The sequence below is a fragment of the Bradyrhizobium erythrophlei genome, assembly GCF_042430365.1.
Classification (GTDB): Bacteria; Pseudomonadota; Alphaproteobacteria; order Rhizobiales; family Xanthobacteraceae; genus Bradyrhizobium; species Bradyrhizobium erythrophlei.
In genome coordinates this window covers 16284-32060 of sequence record NZ_JBHMET010000185.1, presented here as the reverse complement: position 1 = coordinate 32060, position 15777 = coordinate 16284, and the positions used below count along the sequence as shown (strand labels likewise).

The following is a 15777-nucleotide window of genomic DNA, read 5'->3' as shown; positions in this document are numbered from 1 at the left end:
TCAGCAATGGACGAATTCGGACAAGCGACCACTCAAAGGACGGGACCGATCATGCTCCTGATCTGGTCATCAGCCGCCCGCTATCCAAATACCTGCGAACGATAGATTACTGAACGTAAAAAGTGAAAGCGGGGAGCGATCCTTGCTGCGACAGATGCGCACATTGCCGCATCCCTCCTCTCTTCTCGGCCCTTCTGCGCCCGACAGTCCCCCGTGTCAGGATCGTGCAAGCTTTTCTGGACGATACCAAGCAGAAGCAGGTGCGCAATGACATGCGCGGTCGGCACAAAAGGGAGGACCAGGATGCGGTCAAGCGCAGTCGTTTCGTTGATTCTGTCAATGTTGGGGTTGATGTCGGCGGCCCTAGCCCAAGATGCAGTACCAGCGGGGTATCCGTCGAATTATCGCGAAACGATCGAGGCAGCCAATCGCGAAGGTGCGCTGTCCATTTATTCGAATGCCGATGCTGGTGAAGTCGCGGACCTGCTGGCGCAATTCCAGCGGCTCTATCCCAAGATCAAGGTCGAGTACGCTGATCAGAACTCGACGGAACTCTATAGCCGCTTCATCGGCGAGGCGGCAGCAGGCAAGACGGCCGACCTGGTCTGGTCTTCGGCGATGGACCTGCAGATGAAGCTCGTTAATGACGGATACGCCATGACCTATGCTTCGCCCGAGAAGGCGGCGCTGCCCGGTTGGGCGCTCTGGAACGACCAGGCCTTCGGAACCACCTCCGAGCCCGTCGTCTTCGCTTACAACACCCGTCTGTTGCCCGAAGCGGAGGCGCCACGCACGCACACGGATTTTGCGAAACTAATCGGCGAGCGCGGCGACACTTTCAAGGGCAAAGTCACCTCCTACGACCCGGAACGTTCCGGGGTTGGGTTCCTGTACTTCACGCAGGATGTGCAGCTCGCTGCTCCCGCGGCGTGGGATGTCGCGCAGGCGATGGGGCGAGCCAATTCGAAGTTCTACACGTCAACTGGAGCGATGATCGAGCGCGTGGTGTCGGGCGAACATGTCCTCGCCTACAATATGATCGGATCCTATGTGCTGCAGCGCCAGCGCAAGGATCCGAGCCTCGGCATTGTTCTGCCATCTGACTATACGCTGGTGATGTCGCGGATTGCGTTCATCGCGGCCAAGGCCAAGAATCCGAACGCGGCCAAGCTCTTCCTCGACTTTCTCCTCTCCCGCACGGGTCAGATCGAGCTCTCCAAGCGTTCGATGGCTTCGGTGCGCACGGACCTTGAGGCAACGCATGGCATCGCCAGCCTTCCGGGCCTCCGTAACGTCACGCTTCGTCCGATCAAGGTCGGTCCCGAGCTGCTCACCTACCTTGATCAGAGCAAACGACTTCGGTTTCTCAAGGATTGGCAACGCTCGCTGGCGAGCAATCGATGAATCGTCCGCTTCGTATTGCGATCATAGTTGCAACCGGCATTGCAATCCTGGGTCCCGTTGGGCTGGTCATCTACCAGAGCTTCCTCAGCGGGCCCTTTTTTCAGCCCAATGTCACATTGACTGTTGAGGCGTACAAATATGTCCTCCTGGAAGAAGATGACTTTCTCGAAGCCTTTTTGAATTCGGCGATTATTGCGACAGGAATGACCGCGATAGCCGTGCCGCTCGGCTGCATCCTGGCTTTTCTTATCGTCCGCACCGATCTGCCAGGGGGGCGTCTGATCGAGCCCCTGATTCTTGTCCCGATGTTCGTTTCATCGGTGGTGCTGGCATTCGGTTTTGTCGTCGCTCTCGGTCCTGTTGGGATCGTCAGCCTGACGGTCAAGAATTGGCTCGGCGTGATCCCTTGGTACCTTTATTCCAAGACGTCACTGATCGTGATCGCGGGGTTGACCCATGTACCTCACGTTTTCCTCTACGCATCGTCGGCGTTGCGTTCGCTGGGCTCGGACGTGGAGGAGGCGGCGCGCTCCGCCGGTGCAGGCCCCCTGCGGGTCGCGCTTACCGTCAGTCTGCCGATGATCATGCCTAGCATTCTCTATTCGACCGTTCTGGTGTTCTTTCTGGGCTTCGAACTTTTCGGCTTGCCCCTTGTGCTCGGTGATCCCGAGAGAATTCCGGCTCTCGCGACATTTCTCTATAAGCTCACGAACAAGCTCGGCACGCCTTCATACGACCTGATGGCCGTCGTTGTGGTGGCGATTATCCTTGCGACGCTTCCGCTCGTTTATACCCAGCGCCGGCTGCTCGCGGCTGCAAATCGTTACGTCGCAGTCAAAGGCAAAGCGACCGGGCGAAAGCCGCTTGCGATCGGGTTTTGGCGTTGGCCGGCGACTGGGCTGATCGCGGCTTGGTTCTCAGTGACGGTCGTCATCCCGGTTTCGGCGTTGGTGTTGCGATCGTTCCTTGGAACCTGGGGCGAGGGCGTCAATATCTGGGCGAACCTAACAACAGTGCATTTTCGCGAGCTGTTCGAGTATCCCAATCTGGTTCGCGGTATCACCAATACGCTGCTCATCGCCTCGGTCGGAGGAGCATTGTCGGTCGCCGTTTACACGCTGATCAACCTTGCCGGCCATCGGTGGCGATCACACTGGATAGCGATGCTCGACTATCTCGTGCTCGTGCCGCGCGCCATGCCGGGCCTGGTCGCGGGTCTTGCGATCTTCTGGGTTTTCCTGTTCACGCCGCTCCTGCAGCCGCTTCGTCAGACGCTCATCAGCATCTGGTTCGCGTACACTCTGGTGTGGCTTGCCTACGGGATGCGTCTCGTCAGTGCAGCCCTCCTTCAAATTGGTCCCGAACTGGAGGAGGCGGGGCGGGTGGTCGGCGCCCGGCCTGGTCAAGTAAGCCGCGATATCACGCTTCCCTTGATCAAGGCCGGTCTGATTGGGTCTTGGGTGCTGATCTTCGTTACCTTCGTGCGTGAATACTCGACCGGCGTCTATCTCCTCAGCCCAGGAACCGAGGTTATCGGCTCGCTCTTGGTCTCGCTGTGGGGCACGGGCGCCGTCGACCTCGTCACCGCTCTCTCCACCGTCAACATTGCTTTGGTGCTCGTCGGTCTCGCGCTGATGTTCGCCCTCGGAAATAAACGTCATGCCTGATTTGGTTATAGAAGACCTGCACCTGCGATACGGATCTGTAGAGGTGCTCAAAGGCATCGACGCAAAGTTCGAGAAGGGATCGATCGTCTGTCTCCTCGGGCGTTCCGGAAGCGGGAAGTCGACCTTGCTGCGTTCGATCGCCGGGCTCGAGGAGCCATTCTGTGGCGCCATCCGCATCGGTGATCTCTCGATCTTCGACGCCAAGGCCCGTGTGAATCTGCCACCGGAGCGGCGCGACCTGGGCTTTGTTTTCCAATCTTATGCATTGTGGCCGCACCGCACTGTGTTCGACAACGTCGCTTATGGCTTGCGCCTGCGCGGGCGGGGGGCACAGGAGGTAGGAGACAAGGTCAAGATGGCGCTCGACGGTGTGGGTCTCGGGGCATTCGCCGAGCGGTATCCGTCGCAACTGTCGGGCGGCCAACAGCAGCGGGTCGCCATTGCCCGGGCTCTCGTCTATGAGCCGCCGGTCCTCCTTCTCGATGAGCCTCTTTCAAACCTTGACGCCAAGCTACGAGAAGAGGCGCGCATCTGGATCCGTGGCCTTATCAAGCGGTTGGATATTACGGCGGTGTTTGTTACCCATGACCAGAGCGAGGCGCTCGCTATCGCCGACCAGATTATTCTTTTGGACGGCGGGCGATTGGTTCAGTCCGGCTCTCCCAAGGAACTCTATAACCATCCCACAAGCTTATTCGCCTCAGAGTTCATGGGCACCAACAATACGCTATCGGCTAAAGTCCTCACGCAGGCGGATGGACGGACTTTGATTAAAGTGAGCGGCCAACCGCTCTGGGGTCGAACTTGCAGCGCTCGTTTCCAGAGCGACGAGGCCAGGAGCGTCGTCCGCGTCGAGGCCGTGCGTCTCGCAGAACGGCCGCAGGAAAATTCTCTTCTCGCGGACTATGAGACGTCAATCTATCTCGGTGACCAGTTCGAACATCTTTTTCGCTGCGGCAACCAGACTATCCGGATGCACTCAGCGAATGAGTGTAGACCGGGAGCTTACTGGTTGGAGATCCCACACGAGCGGCTTTGGGTTTTTGATCCATCAAGTTAGCGCCAGCGGAGGTCGGTTGAGAGCATGCCTATTTCCGTCGATCGCTTGATGAGGTGGACTTTCGTCGCAGCCCTTTCAATCACTGCAGCCGCGCCTAGCGTGTTGGCAGAACCCGCTGCGCGCAACGCTGCAGCTGCCGCCTGGGCTAGCGATGGTCGACCGCTGCCGCGACCGGAGTTTCTCCAGCCGCAGCTCGACCAGCGCCTTCCGCTCTATCGGCCATGCTCCGAGCAGCCTTTGCAAGGCGTGCTCGAAGGCAGCGCGCCGACGATTCTGCCGCAATTGGTCCAAAGCTGGATCGCGGCGTTCCAACAGCTGCACCCGGCTGTGCGCGTGAACCTTCCTCCACCGTATTCCGCGCCGCAGGGCTCGCTCAGTCCGACGCTGCGGCAGTTTCTTGATGGCGGCAGCCATTTTGCCCTGGTGTCGCGCGACATGACGCGTGCGGACGTCGTTGCTTACGAGCGTGCGCATCGGGCGGTTCCGCGGCCGATCCCCGTGGTGGGGGGCGCCTGGCGTCACTTTGGCTTCGTCGACGCCATCGCTGTTGTCGTCAACGAAGCCAATCCGTTGCGGACACTGACGCTCGCGCAACTCGATTCGGTGTTCTCGGCCAGTCGTCTACGCGGATACATACAAGTCCGCACTTGGGGCGACCTTGGCGTTCACGCCTGGGCGGACAAGCCGGTACGTGTCGTGGGCGCTGCGGCATGGCGCGGCGCAGAAGCTTCTGCGCGCGCTTTGGTCGTGCACCGGAACGTCCTGAGCGTCGGCCAGGCTTCCGGGGTATGGCGCGACGATATCGCGGCCGAGGGCAGCGAAGCGGATGTGCCCGATCAGGTAGCCGCCGATCCCTACGCCATCGGCTTCACCGGTATGGGGCACCTTGTGGCCGGCATCAAGACGGTAGCGCTGGCGCGAGAGTCGGGCGGCCCAGCGGTGGATGCGACTTACGAAGATGTTGCGCTCGCACGCTACCCGCTGAGTCGCGTTGCCTATCTGGTGCCGTCCCGCGCCGCCGACCAACCGCTCGATCCGGTGCTGCGCGAGTTCGTGCGCTTCATTCTGAGCCGAGAGGGACAGCGGATTGTCCTTGATCAGGGCGTCATGCTGCCGTTACGGGAGTCGCAGGCAGCGGCCGCACGCCGGCTCATAGACGACAGTGGCCAGCCTGACGGCTGTAGCCCGCTTGGCAGGCACTGAGGTAGCGGACGGACGCTTGTTGCCGACCGAACAACGATTCGAACCACATCTTGGTCATTGGAATGAACGACGATGCAACTCAACGGAATGCTCCACGGCTCGAAACTGCTCAGCCACGTCGGCTTTCCCAGCTCGGAGGTGCTCGGACCCGATGCCGACGAAGACGCGATCCAGGATCTCATTGCCCGCCACGGTCTGATCTTCATCAAGCCGGTATTCCGCGGTGGCGTCGGCAAGAAGGGAAAAGCCGGGCTGATCGGTAAGGCGCGGGACCTAAAGACCGCGCTCGCCGAAAAGGAGCGACTGTATTTTGCCGAGCACCGTCACGGCAACGCCTCTGTCAAGGCCAACGGCGTAACCTATGAGGCCGGTATCCCTGCCGAGCACGAGGTCTATTTCGCCATCACGGACGACACGCGCTTCCGCGCGCCGACCATGACGCTTACCCATCGCGGCGGCGTCGACATTGAGCAGCTCCCGAAGCACGAGATCGCTTCCGTTCCCTTCGAGGCGCTGACGGGGCTGAAAGCCTTCGTGGTGGCCAATGCGCTCAGCGACATCGGCGCCCCACGCGAGATCGTCTCGCCGCTCGTCCAGCATCTGCCGAAGCTTTGGGAGCTCGTGCATCACTACGGCATCACGACGCTCGAGCTGAACCCGATCCGAATGCGCGCCGGCCGCGACGGTCGGCTGATCCCCGTCGCTTGCGATTTCAAATGCGGATTCGATCGCGACGATCCGCGCGTCACCCGGCTCGGGTTGCCCGCGCAGCTGTTCGCGGCCGGTGTGTCGGCGTTCGAGCAGGAGGTGAACCAGTTGCGCACCCACCAAGGTCAATCAGACGTCTTCGTGATCAACGAGGCTGGCACAATCCTTGCGCCTACGTTCGGCGGCGGCGCGAACAGTCTCGTGACAGAGGTCTTGGGCGAGGCCGCGATCATCTCGTCGGATTTCGGCGGCAATCCGCCCTATGAGAAGATGAAGGCGGTCGCGGCCATCTGTTATCGCCACTACCTCGCGCAAACCAATGTGCTCTTCATTATCGGCGGCAAGTCGAACAATACCGACATCCTGGAGACCTTCCGGGGTATGGGCGATGCACTACGCGAGCATTTCGTCGCCTGTGGGCCGACCCCGCTTTATGTGGTGGTCGGCCGGGGCGGCCCGAATCTCGTGCGTGGGATGGGCAACCTCGCCGAGACGCTCGAGAGCCTCGGGCTTCCCTATCGCTTCTTCGGCTTCGACAGCGCCATCTCCGAGGTTGTCACCTATGCCAAGCGGGTCGACGCCTGGATGTGCGCCGGCGGCCGCGCCGAGATCGCGGCGTCGTTGGGCCTGAAGGCCGCAGCTTGATCAAAGAGGAAAGAGGTCATGTATCGCCAGGGCATTAAAGACTTTCCCTACTTTCTCAGCGTCGGCTCGCTTGCCGAGATGGCGACCCGCAAGGATCGGGTGTGCGTGCTCAACATCCTCGGCGGTGAGTCCCGGCAGGTGACGCCGACGAGCCATGCTTTTTCCGGAGGCAACGTGGTTTTCGGTACGTCCCCCGGCCGAGCGGGCGAGAGGCTGAAGACCGCAGGCGGCGACATTCCGGTCTACAACAATGTGCGAGAGGGGCTCGCGGCCGGGCACTGCTTCAACACCGGCGTCGTCTACCTGCCGCCGACGGGCGTGCGCGACGGCGTGGCGGAGCTCATCCGGGTCAATAGCGACTTGCAGAAGATCGTGATCATCACCGAGAAGATCGCCGTGCACGATGCGCGGGAGATCCGCGCCATGGCGCAGGCCAATGGCGTCGATGTGATCGGCGGCAATTGCCTTGGTGTCGCCGACAGCTGGAACCGCGTCCGCATCGGCGGCGCGCTCGGCGGTGACCATCCCGAGGAATCGCTTCTCAGAGGCTCGATCGCGATCTTTTCGAATTCCGGCGGCTTCACCACCACAATCGCGCAATATTTGGCGACCGCAGGTTGGGGCACGACGACCCTGATCTCATCCGGCAAGGACGTCTATATCCATTACGCTGCTCGGGATTTCGCCCATGCCTTCGGCGCTGACGAGCGCTCCCGGGCCGCCGTGCTCTATGTGGAGCCGGGCGGCTACTACGAGCAGGGCGTGGCGTGGTCGAAGCCGGTGGTTGCCTGCGTCGTCGGCCGCTGGAAGTCGAAGCTGACGCGTGCCGTGGGACATGCCGGCGCCATGGCGGGCTCGGGGGACAGCGCCGAGGACAAGGAGCGCTGGTTCATGGAGGCCTTCGGCGTCGATGGCCTCTTCACGCCTGAGCGTCCGGTGGTCTCGGCCAAGGGCGCGGTCGTCACTAATATCGCTGACATCCCTGCGGCGCTCAGTGCGGTGATGGCGCTCAATGACCGTACTCCCGACTTCGCGCCACGCGGCAGCCTGTCGCTCAAGCCCTGGATCGCCAATGATCAAGGGCTGCACTTGCCGCCGGATCTCGCCATGCCGGCGGTCACTGCACCAGATCCTTACGCCGTGCAGATCACCGCACTCGATCGGCAGGTCGGCGCGGTCGTCGCCCGGCAGAACATGAAGGACAAGTCCGGCGCGTCGCAGATGGATCCCGCCACGCAGGTGACGAGCGTGCACGGTCATTCGGTGCTCGAGCTTGCGCTCGAACCGCTGGAAGCGAACTTTGCCCTGCCGCTCGTGCACGAGATCGCCAGCGCGAACGACCGAGCCATGCTCGACATTGCTGTGGCTGCCGAGGTCAATCTCGTCGGCGATCCGATCCTCGTCGCCGCTGACGCCGCCCGGGACGCCGGTAATGCGCCCAATGCTGTGATGGCTGCGGCAGCCGCCATCGTGGGTCCGAAGCGCGTGGCGCGAACGCTCGCCTGCACGCGCGCGCTGATAGATCTCTTCGCTCATTCCGGCCTCAGAGATGGTCGCGATGAGAGCTTCGACACGTCCAAGATTATATGCGACGCGTCGACCCGCGATCTGTTCTTCGCCACCGAAGCTGAGACGGCCGATCCGCGTCCCGAGGCGATGCTGGCTGCGATGGAGGCCCGTGGCGCCAAGTCGGCCTTCCTGAAATATCTTGGGGACCTTGGCGGCCGGCTGTCTCGAGATGCCATTCTCGCGGCCATTGCGATGACGATCGCCTGGGGGCCGCTCATGCGCAAGCGCATCTCGCGCCTGACCGCTGAGACGCTGCCCTGGTATCTTCGGCTCTACGGCGTCATGGTCGGCGCCACGATCCCCGGAGAGCATCACCAGTCGGGTTCGCTCTGGGGCATCTCACGCGACGAGCGCTTTGGGCGATGGACCATGGCCGACCTTTGTTTCCTTGCCATGACCGGAAAAAAGCCCTCCACCGCAGAGGCGCTGCCGCTGCAAATGCTCGTAGGACTCCTGATCTCGAACGGCCCCGGCGCCATCTCGGCCCAGGGCGCCAAGGGCGCGGTTTCGGCGGACGGGCCGCAGACCCCCGGTCGCGTCCAGATCAACAAGGCGATAGTCGGCTTTCTCACTCATACCGGCTACAGCCACGGCGGCAATGGCTTTGAGGGGATGGCTTTCCTGCTCGAGCAGTTCAAGGGCGCCGAGTTGACCGAGCCCACCGACCCGGACCATGGCGTCGACCTCAAGGGCATGGCGACCGCCTTCGCCAAGCGCTACAGGCGCGAGAAGGCCGAGGCCAAGGAACTCGGCGCCGAGGTCAGAGCGCTTCCCGGGGTTCACCACCCTGTCTTCAAGGGCAAACCGGTCAACCACGATCCCCGCGAGCGCTTCATCGCAGAGTTCATGGCACAACAAGGACAGTACAACATCTTCCACGCTTTCTACCGCGAACTCGTCCAGGCGCTTCACGACGAAGGAGCTTCGCCTTACGTTTTCTGTGTCAATGTCGATGCGGTGATCGCAGCGCTCTTGCTCGGCCTGCTCTGGCCCGACTATCAGGCTGGTCGCCTCAACGAGCGCGATCTGGAGCGCGCGGCCTTCACCGTCTTCCTCTACGGCCGTATGATCGGCGCCGCGGCAGAGATCGACGACCACCTCAATCGTGGACGCAATATGGACACACGTGCCGCAGCTTCTGCATGCAGCTTCGTGGTCTGATGTCAGCATGCCTACCGCCCGTCCGCGTCACATTGTGCGGCCGGTTAATGTCGAAAATGATTAGCAGCATTATGTGACGTGCAGCATGTTGTGTTGCATTCCTGCGCGGGCGCCGCGAGGGACGATACATGATCGAAAAGCGTCGCCCCCTTGCGTCCGGGCTCCGTATCGGACGATCCGGGGCGTATCAGCCGATGGGGCTGTCACGCGTATCATCAGGATCGTTCGTGAGGGGTAGGAGAGACCTGCCCGAGCCGGGAATTGAAATTCCCGGATATCACGCGTGAGATCGGTGCGTCGGGCCTGAAACCTAAGCCAGTCGGTTGCCCGCTAAGTTTCGGTCGGCAGGGCCGACTTCGAACTCCTCACCGCAAAGCGGAGAGCGTCGAGCGCATGATGTCGACTGACGTTGAAACCTACAACCGAGACAAGAGCGATGGCTGGGACGAAAAATCAATCCGATCGCCCCGAGCTTCGGGGTGATCGGATCAGGATGGCCGAGAGGACGAGTAACCCGGCGAGCGGCCTAGCGGTTAAACCGAACAGGTTGAGCGGGTGTCATTCCCATCGCCGTCAGTGGTGATCAAAGGCTACACGTTTCGCAGCTCAGCTAGGCTTTCATTGAGTCCATGATCGATAGCAAATCAGCGATAGCCTGTTTGCATTTGGCCGCATCAGGATTATCCTCGCGCACTGCCTGAAGAGCACGATCGATTGCCTTATCGACCTTGTGCCAATCCACGGCCGCACGTGGCTTCAACCCTGCTTCCGCCTCGTCCCACTTGGTTTCGAGATCCTTGATGCGTGTCTTGGCGGCGGCCAGATCGCCCTTATCGATCAGTGCCGCGACGTCAACGACAATGGTGCGGAACGGCGTAAGGTCGCCGAGTTTGGACGCAGCCGCTTCAGCGCGCGATACCAGCGACGCTCCTTCGATCGCGTATGGAAAGTGCTGCGGCGAAGAAATGGCCAGAACGCCGGTGACGAGGGTCAGAATGATCTTCTTCATGGTTGCTCTCCGTTGTTGATTGTCCGGGAGGCTTCGCCCGGACGGCTCTGCAGAACTCATTCGGATGAATTAGGCGTCCACCTTTTCGGCTCGATCGCTCTCGAAGGACACCCAGATCACGAGCCCGATAATGACCGTTAGGAATGCGAGGCTCGTATGGATCGTGCCCAGACCAAGTCCGCCGTACTCGCGCGATTGCGACAGCAGATCTCCAAGCGAGGCGCCGAGCGGCCGCGTCAGAATGTAGGCCAGCCAAAAGGTCAACACCGCGTTCGCACCGAGGAAATAGGCCATCGCAATCACTGCGATCAAACCCGAGAACGCGATCACCCCATAATTGAAACCGAGACCAAGCGCTTCCGTGGCCAGATCGCCTGCCGCAGTACCGAGTGCGAAGGTAAACAGGATGACGGCCCAATAGAATTGTTCTCGTCGTGTGGTGACGATGGTGTGGATCGAAAGCGTCCGCTCTATGCGGTACCAGGTTGCGAAGAGAGCGGCCAATATAACGGCAAAGGCGGCGGTACTGACGTAGAGACTGACCTCAAGCTTGTCGGTCAGCATGTCAGTGATTTGCGTGCCAACGACGCTGACCAGCACCACCGTCAACCAATAGACCCAGGGGACGTAACGCCCTGTTCGCAGTTGCATGACCAACGCGGCGACGAGGAAGCAAGTCATGATCATGCCAGTCACGCTCGTCCCGAGCCCCACGTGAACAGCCAGGTAATCCGCGCCGGTTTCGCCAACCGTCGTCGACATGATCTTGATTATCCAGAAGATCAACGTCACCTCTGGAACCTTGTTCAGCATCCGAGTATCGGCGTGCTCAGGATAGGACACTTCAACAACTCCAATTTCGATGGTTGTATCGTTCGGTGAAGGGTGTCCCACTGGACTTAGCTGCGGCTTAGGTGATGCGGTTTTGCTAGAGTGCGTCCCCAATTCACGTTCATTAGGGCCAACGGGATCGCGCCGCGCGGTCTGCAGGTAGGCTAAGGATCGGCTAAGTCTGAGCTGTCATTTGCGGCATGGGGCGGAAAGCTCAGGAGTAGACGATGCTGCGTGTATTGACCTTTGCCGGTTCGACGATCTTGTTGATCAACTCGGCCGCGCTTGCCGAGCCTTCACGAAAAGATACCAACGATGCGGGACCTGTCGCATCGGCGAGAATATCTCTGGAAACGGCGGTCTCGATCGCTGAGAAGCATGCAAGCGGCAAGGCCGCGCGCGTCGAGTTCGAGAGGCAAAGGGAGGGTGCTTGGATCTATGACGTGGAAGTGCGAGCCGGTTCGACGGTGATGGACGTCAAGGTCGATGCCGAAAAGGGAACGGTCATTGCATCGACGGTTGATCCGACTGACGCCGATGATGGTGACGACAAACCGGATTGAGCCTCAGCCGAGAAGGCGCGCCGGCGGGTTCAGTCTCGCCGGCGCCTTAGCTAAATGGAACGGACATGCGAGTGCTGTTGATCGAGGACGACCACATGATCGGTGCCGCGGTCATGCAAGCGCTTAGGGACGCCGCGTACGCCGTCGATTGGGTCAAGGATGGCGATCTTGCCATCGAGGCAGTCTATAGTGAGACCTATGATATCGCGTTGCTGGACCTTGGGCTTCCGGTCGTTGACGGTCGCGAGGTGCTGCGGAGACTTCGGGCTGAAGGCAGAAAAGTTCCCGTTATTGTGCTCACCGCGCGTGACACCTTGAACGACCGCATCGATGGCCTCGATCTCGGCGCCGACGACTATGTGGTTAAGCCGTTCGAGATCGGGGAACTTCTGGCGCGCATGCGCGCCGTACTTCGCCGCCAAGGCAGCGGTTCGTCGCCCATCCTCACCAATGGCCGAATCGAGCTTGATCCGGCCACGCGGGAAGCGTCCTTTTCCGGAGAGAAGGTGGTGCTAAGCGCACGAGAATTTGCGTTGCTGCAAGCCCTCCTAATGCAGCCCGGCGTCATCCTATCCCGTGGCGACCTGGAGCGACACCTCTACGGTTGGGGTGAGGAGGTCGAAAGCAACGCGGTTGAGTTTCTAATCCATGCCGTGCGCAAGAAGCTAGGAGCTACGGTAATCCGAAACGTTCGTGGCGTTGGATGGATGGCAGATCGGCCGCCATGCTAGAGTCACTGCGTGGACGCCTATTCATCGGGTTCACCGCCATCATTGTGGTGACCGGCTGTATCGGAGGCCTATTTGCCTACGTCTGGGCGTTTAACGAGGCGATCGAAATGCAGGACGCGGTCCTGATCCAGATCGGCGCCGTTGTACAGGGGGAAACCTTCCCGGACAGCCAACCCGTGACCGGCGTCGATGCGGAAGCGAGGGTGACCGTCGCGGAGATCGGAAAATTCCATCACGATTCTGACAACGACCGTCAGTTCGTAAACTTGCCAGACGGTCTGCACAATGGTGTGCGCGAAGGCCAACCGGTACGGATCCTGCTTCGCACGCGGCCCGATACGAGCCGCATTGCGGTGATGCAGCGTACGACGATCCGAGACGAAACAGCAGGGGAAATGGCGCTCCGAACGCTGCTGCCGATCGCCGCGCTCATCCCTTGTCTTATGCTCGTAACCGCCTTTGTAATCGAGCGCTCGCTGCGTCCGATGGTGCGGCTCGCCCATGATCTCGATGTTAAGCGGGCTGACGACATGCACGAACTTCCAGCGGTGGGCACGCCCAGCGAGTTGTATCCGTTTATCACTTCGATCAACGGCCTCCTGGCACGGATGCGCAACCTGATGGACCAACAGCGGCGTTTCGTAGCAGATGCCGCCCATGAACTGCGCACGCCAATTACCGCACTTAGCTTGCAAGCAGAAAATCTGGATACGGTGGACCTTCCCGGTCAAGCGCGCGAGCGAATTGGCTCCCTCAAGGAGGGGATGCGAAGAACCAAGCGGCTGCTTGAACAACTATTGACGCTCGCGCGGCAAGATAGCACTCCATCAGGTGAATTCGCCGCCGTATCTCTCGACCAGATTGCGAAGGAAGTTGTCGCAGATCTTTTGCCGGAAGCCGCGAGCCGGGAAATCGATGTCGGCTTCGAGATGGTCGAAGCCATAGCGGTAAGGGGCGAGCTGGTAGCGCTCACTTCCCTGGTGCGTAACCTCGTTGAGAATGCGATCAAATTTACACCGAAGGGCGGGCAGATCGATCTCGGCGTCTATCGCGAGGGCGAGCGGGCCGTCCTACAAGTTGAAGATACGGGACCCGGTATTTCGCAAGGCGACCTCGACCGAGCATTTGAACCATTCTATCGCGGGCGACACCCGACCGGGGAGGGGGCGGGCCTGGGGCTATCTATCGTGAAACGGATCGTTGATAAAATAGGCGGCTCGATCGTACTCGAGAACATCACCGACGCGGGGGGCCGTTCGGGCCTTCGTGCGACCGTTAAACTGCGTCTAGCGTAATGACGTGGAAGGCAGTGTTCGATCGGCGCGTTGGGTGATCGCGGGGAAGTCGCTCTGCAACACCGTTCATGTGTTTCCTGAGGGCACCGAGGCGAATCGTTGGCGGAATCCAACCGACATCGCCGAATGATGAGTTTTGCCGTCAATCTCTGCACGGTGTTTCACCACAACGGGTTCTGGGCGGATCCAATCGGCAACTGGGGTACATTGCGCGGCACCGTGAACCGGCAAATTCCCCTGGGCATTACACGGCACGAGCGGCTCCAACATCTGCCTTGTGGGTGAGCTCGGATATGGTTTCAGTCACTCTTTTGGCAGCGGTCCTGCTTCGACTTAGGCGCCTGATGCATACAGCCCCACCCGGCTAGCGCAGCGGAGTCCACTCTCTGAGCCTCTGGCACGGACGCTCAACAAACCGTTCGTGCTCAATCCGGTGAACCGCCGTATACGGACCCGTATGTACGGTGGTGTGGTAGGGAGGAGCCGCGAGGCTCTCCCTATCCCGATCGCTTCTTGTGCCGCTTTGCGGGAAGGGGAAAGAGCATTTTCGTTTGAAGAGATTGCTAAGTCTGAATGTCCTTTGGCGCCGGGAAGGCGCCATCAGTCTCCGGTGATTTACGCCAACCCTCTTCGACGACGAAGACGCCTACACCCTGATTCTGGTCTCGCAGTCGCTCGCCGAACGGTGACCGAGCCAAGCCGAGTGAACCGCCCGCTCATTCAGCCGAGCTCTCTGCGGCCGGTTTGAGGCGGCCTACGATTTGCTCACCCGCCCGACTCGCTTGAGTAAGTCTCCCGGTTCCACCCCCAATGCCTCGGCAATCTGCCCAAGGACGGTGACGCTTGCCGACACATCGCCGCGTTCGATGGCGCCGACGTAACGGGCGCTTAAGCCCGCGCGCTCGGCCAGCTCCTCTTGCGTCATTTGCAGATCGTGGCGTTTCCGACGCAGGTTCGCTGCCATGATCTCCATGAGATCCATAGCGACATGGGAACCCGAACCGGAACGATCGTTCTAGGAACGATCGTTCCTATTCGTCGCCGAACATGCTATTTCATGAGACGGCAAATGCTAGCTGGAGCCGCCCGATCAAGGTGACCGTCTCTGCCGGAGGGGATTGCCGAATAGGATGCAGAGTTGCCAAAGGGCTGCGGCGAGCTAGCCAAACGATAGCGAAACGTCCCTGCTTTCACAAATCGGACAAAATGCAAAAACCATCGCTAGACCCGGATGTAGCCGATAGAGCGCCCGACGATCGGGCACTGACGCCCTATGACGAGCAGCATGTCGTCACGTACCTGCGGCTTCTGCAGGCCGAGGGCGAGGGAGCTGATTGGCGCGATGTCGCTCGGATCGTGCTGCATATCGATCCTGAGTGCGACCCAAATCGCGCATGTGGTGCATACCAGAGTCATCTCGCGCGCGCCAAATGGCTGACCGAGGAGGGCCGTCTATTGCGCGGCTCTGAGCCCAAATAGAACGAAAATCTTCGCTCAGAATCTGCCCCAGCAAACAATTTGCTCCCGCTAGCCAGTGGTCAACTCCGAGCACCACGTGGTGCCAAACTAGGATCTTCCCGCAACCCAATCGATTAGAATTATTGCGTCCCAATCCTTGCCAGCTGCGTAAATAGGGGCGGGTGCAATGCCTTAGTTCGACTGGCGGTCGTCGGATTCGTATAGGAGCCTACAAGACGCCGAAATCACCGACATCGCCTGGGAATGTCTTCGTCGCAACGCGGACTATCGACGCGACCACGAAGCGATTGCCAACAGCCCGCAAGGCGAAGTGACATCGGAGTTCAGGAGGAGGTGGGGCATCTGCTTTCGCCCATGACCCGCAGCGGTCGTTCAAGCAACAGACCATCTTTTGGGGCGCCCGAGGTTCTGCCGGCCGTCATGCCGGTCGCAGCGACCGCGCCGACCGTCAG

Annotated in this window: 13 protein-coding genes and 1 pseudogene; 11 read left to right on the top strand and 3 right to left on the bottom strand. The window is 60.5% G+C overall.

Annotation, left to right across the window (positions count from 1 at the left end; genetic code table 11):
* Positions 1–339: 339 nt before the first annotated feature.
* The 6 genes from ACFFWD_RS26070 (at position 340) to ACFFWD_RS26045 (ending at position 9417) form a co-directional block, all read left to right on the top strand.
* Positions 340–1404, top strand: coding sequence for an ABC transporter substrate-binding protein (locus ACFFWD_RS26070; protein ID WP_376969979.1), 1065 nt, complete (start codon positions 340–342; stop codon positions 1402–1404).
* Positions 1401–3071 (top strand): ABC transporter permease, encoded by a 1671-nt coding sequence (locus ACFFWD_RS26065; protein ID WP_376969977.1) that lies wholly within the window; start codon positions 1401–1403, stop codon positions 3069–3071. The genes ACFFWD_RS26070 and ACFFWD_RS26065 overlap by 4 nt, the downstream gene beginning before the upstream one ends.
* The gene (locus tag ACFFWD_RS26060; RefSeq protein WP_376969975.1) at positions 3064–4131 is read left to right on the top strand and encodes an ABC transporter ATP-binding protein; all 1068 of its coding nucleotides are present in this window, start codon (positions 3064–3066) and stop codon (positions 4129–4131) included. The genes ACFFWD_RS26065 and ACFFWD_RS26060 overlap by 8 nt, the downstream gene beginning before the upstream one ends.
* 246 nt (positions 4132–4377) lie before the next feature.
* A complete protein-coding gene (locus tag ACFFWD_RS26055) occupies positions 4378–5334 on the top strand; it encodes a PstS family phosphate ABC transporter substrate-binding protein (protein WP_376970097.1) in 957 nt (318 codons plus the stop codon).
* A 72-nt stretch (positions 5335–5406) separates the two neighbouring features.
* The gene (locus tag ACFFWD_RS26050; protein WP_376969973.1) at positions 5407–6687 is read left to right on the top strand and encodes an ATP citrate lyase citrate-binding domain-containing protein; all 1281 of its coding nucleotides are present in this window, start codon (positions 5407–5409) and stop codon (positions 6685–6687) included.
* 18 nt (positions 6688–6705) lie between these two features.
* A complete protein-coding gene (locus ACFFWD_RS26045) occupies positions 6706–9417 on the top strand; it encodes a CoA-binding protein (protein ID WP_376969971.1) in 2712 nt (903 codons plus the stop codon).
* A gap of 610 nt (positions 9418–10027) precedes the next feature.
* Here the strand turns inward: ACFFWD_RS26045 and ACFFWD_RS26040 are convergent.
* Positions 10028–10426: a hypothetical protein gene (locus ACFFWD_RS26040; RefSeq protein WP_376969969.1), complete on the bottom strand. Its 399-nt coding sequence runs from the start codon at positions 10424–10426 to the stop codon at positions 10028–10030.
* 69 nt (positions 10427–10495) lie between these two features.
* Positions 10496–11239 carry a COG4705 family protein gene (locus ACFFWD_RS26035; RefSeq protein ID WP_376969967.1) on the bottom strand — a complete coding sequence of 248 codons (744 nt, stop codon included), beginning with the start codon at positions 11237–11239 and terminating at the stop codon, positions 10496–10498.
* A gap of 245 nt (positions 11240–11484) precedes the next feature.
* Between ACFFWD_RS26035 and ACFFWD_RS26030 the strand changes: the two genes are divergently transcribed.
* The 3 genes from ACFFWD_RS26030 to ACFFWD_RS26020 all read left to right on the top strand — a co-directional run bounded on the left by ACFFWD_RS26030 (position 11485) and on the right by ACFFWD_RS26020 (position 13846).
* A complete protein-coding gene (locus ACFFWD_RS26030) occupies positions 11485–11820 on the top strand; it encodes a PepSY domain-containing protein (RefSeq protein ID WP_376969965.1) in 336 nt (111 codons plus the stop codon).
* Between the two features lie 65 nt (positions 11821–11885).
* Positions 11886–12551, top strand: coding sequence for a response regulator transcription factor (locus tag ACFFWD_RS26025; RefSeq protein WP_376969963.1), 666 nt, complete (start codon positions 11886–11888; stop codon positions 12549–12551).
* The gene (locus ACFFWD_RS26020; protein WP_376969961.1) at positions 12545–13846 is read left to right on the top strand and encodes an ATP-binding protein; all 1302 of its coding nucleotides are present in this window, start codon (positions 12545–12547) and stop codon (positions 13844–13846) included. Before ACFFWD_RS26025 ends, ACFFWD_RS26020 begins: the two co-directional genes overlap by 7 nt.
* 754 nt (positions 13847–14600) lie before the next feature.
* Here ACFFWD_RS26020 and ACFFWD_RS26015 read toward each other — a convergent pair.
* Positions 14601–14828: a helix-turn-helix domain-containing protein gene (locus ACFFWD_RS26015; RefSeq protein WP_376969959.1), complete on the bottom strand. Its 228-nt coding sequence runs from the start codon at positions 14826–14828 to the stop codon at positions 14601–14603.
* A gap of 224 nt (positions 14829–15052) precedes the next feature.
* Between ACFFWD_RS26015 and ACFFWD_RS26010 the strand changes: the two genes are divergently transcribed.
* Positions 15053–15325, top strand: a complete 273-nt coding sequence (locus ACFFWD_RS26010; RefSeq protein ID WP_376969957.1) for a DUF2285 domain-containing protein — start codon at positions 15053–15055, stop codon at positions 15323–15325.
* 190 nt (positions 15326–15515) lie between these two features.
* Positions 15516–15683 (top strand): annotated as a pseudogene (locus ACFFWD_RS26005) (transcriptional regulator domain-containing protein); the annotation flags it as partial.
* Positions 15684–15777: the final 94 nt, after the last annotated feature.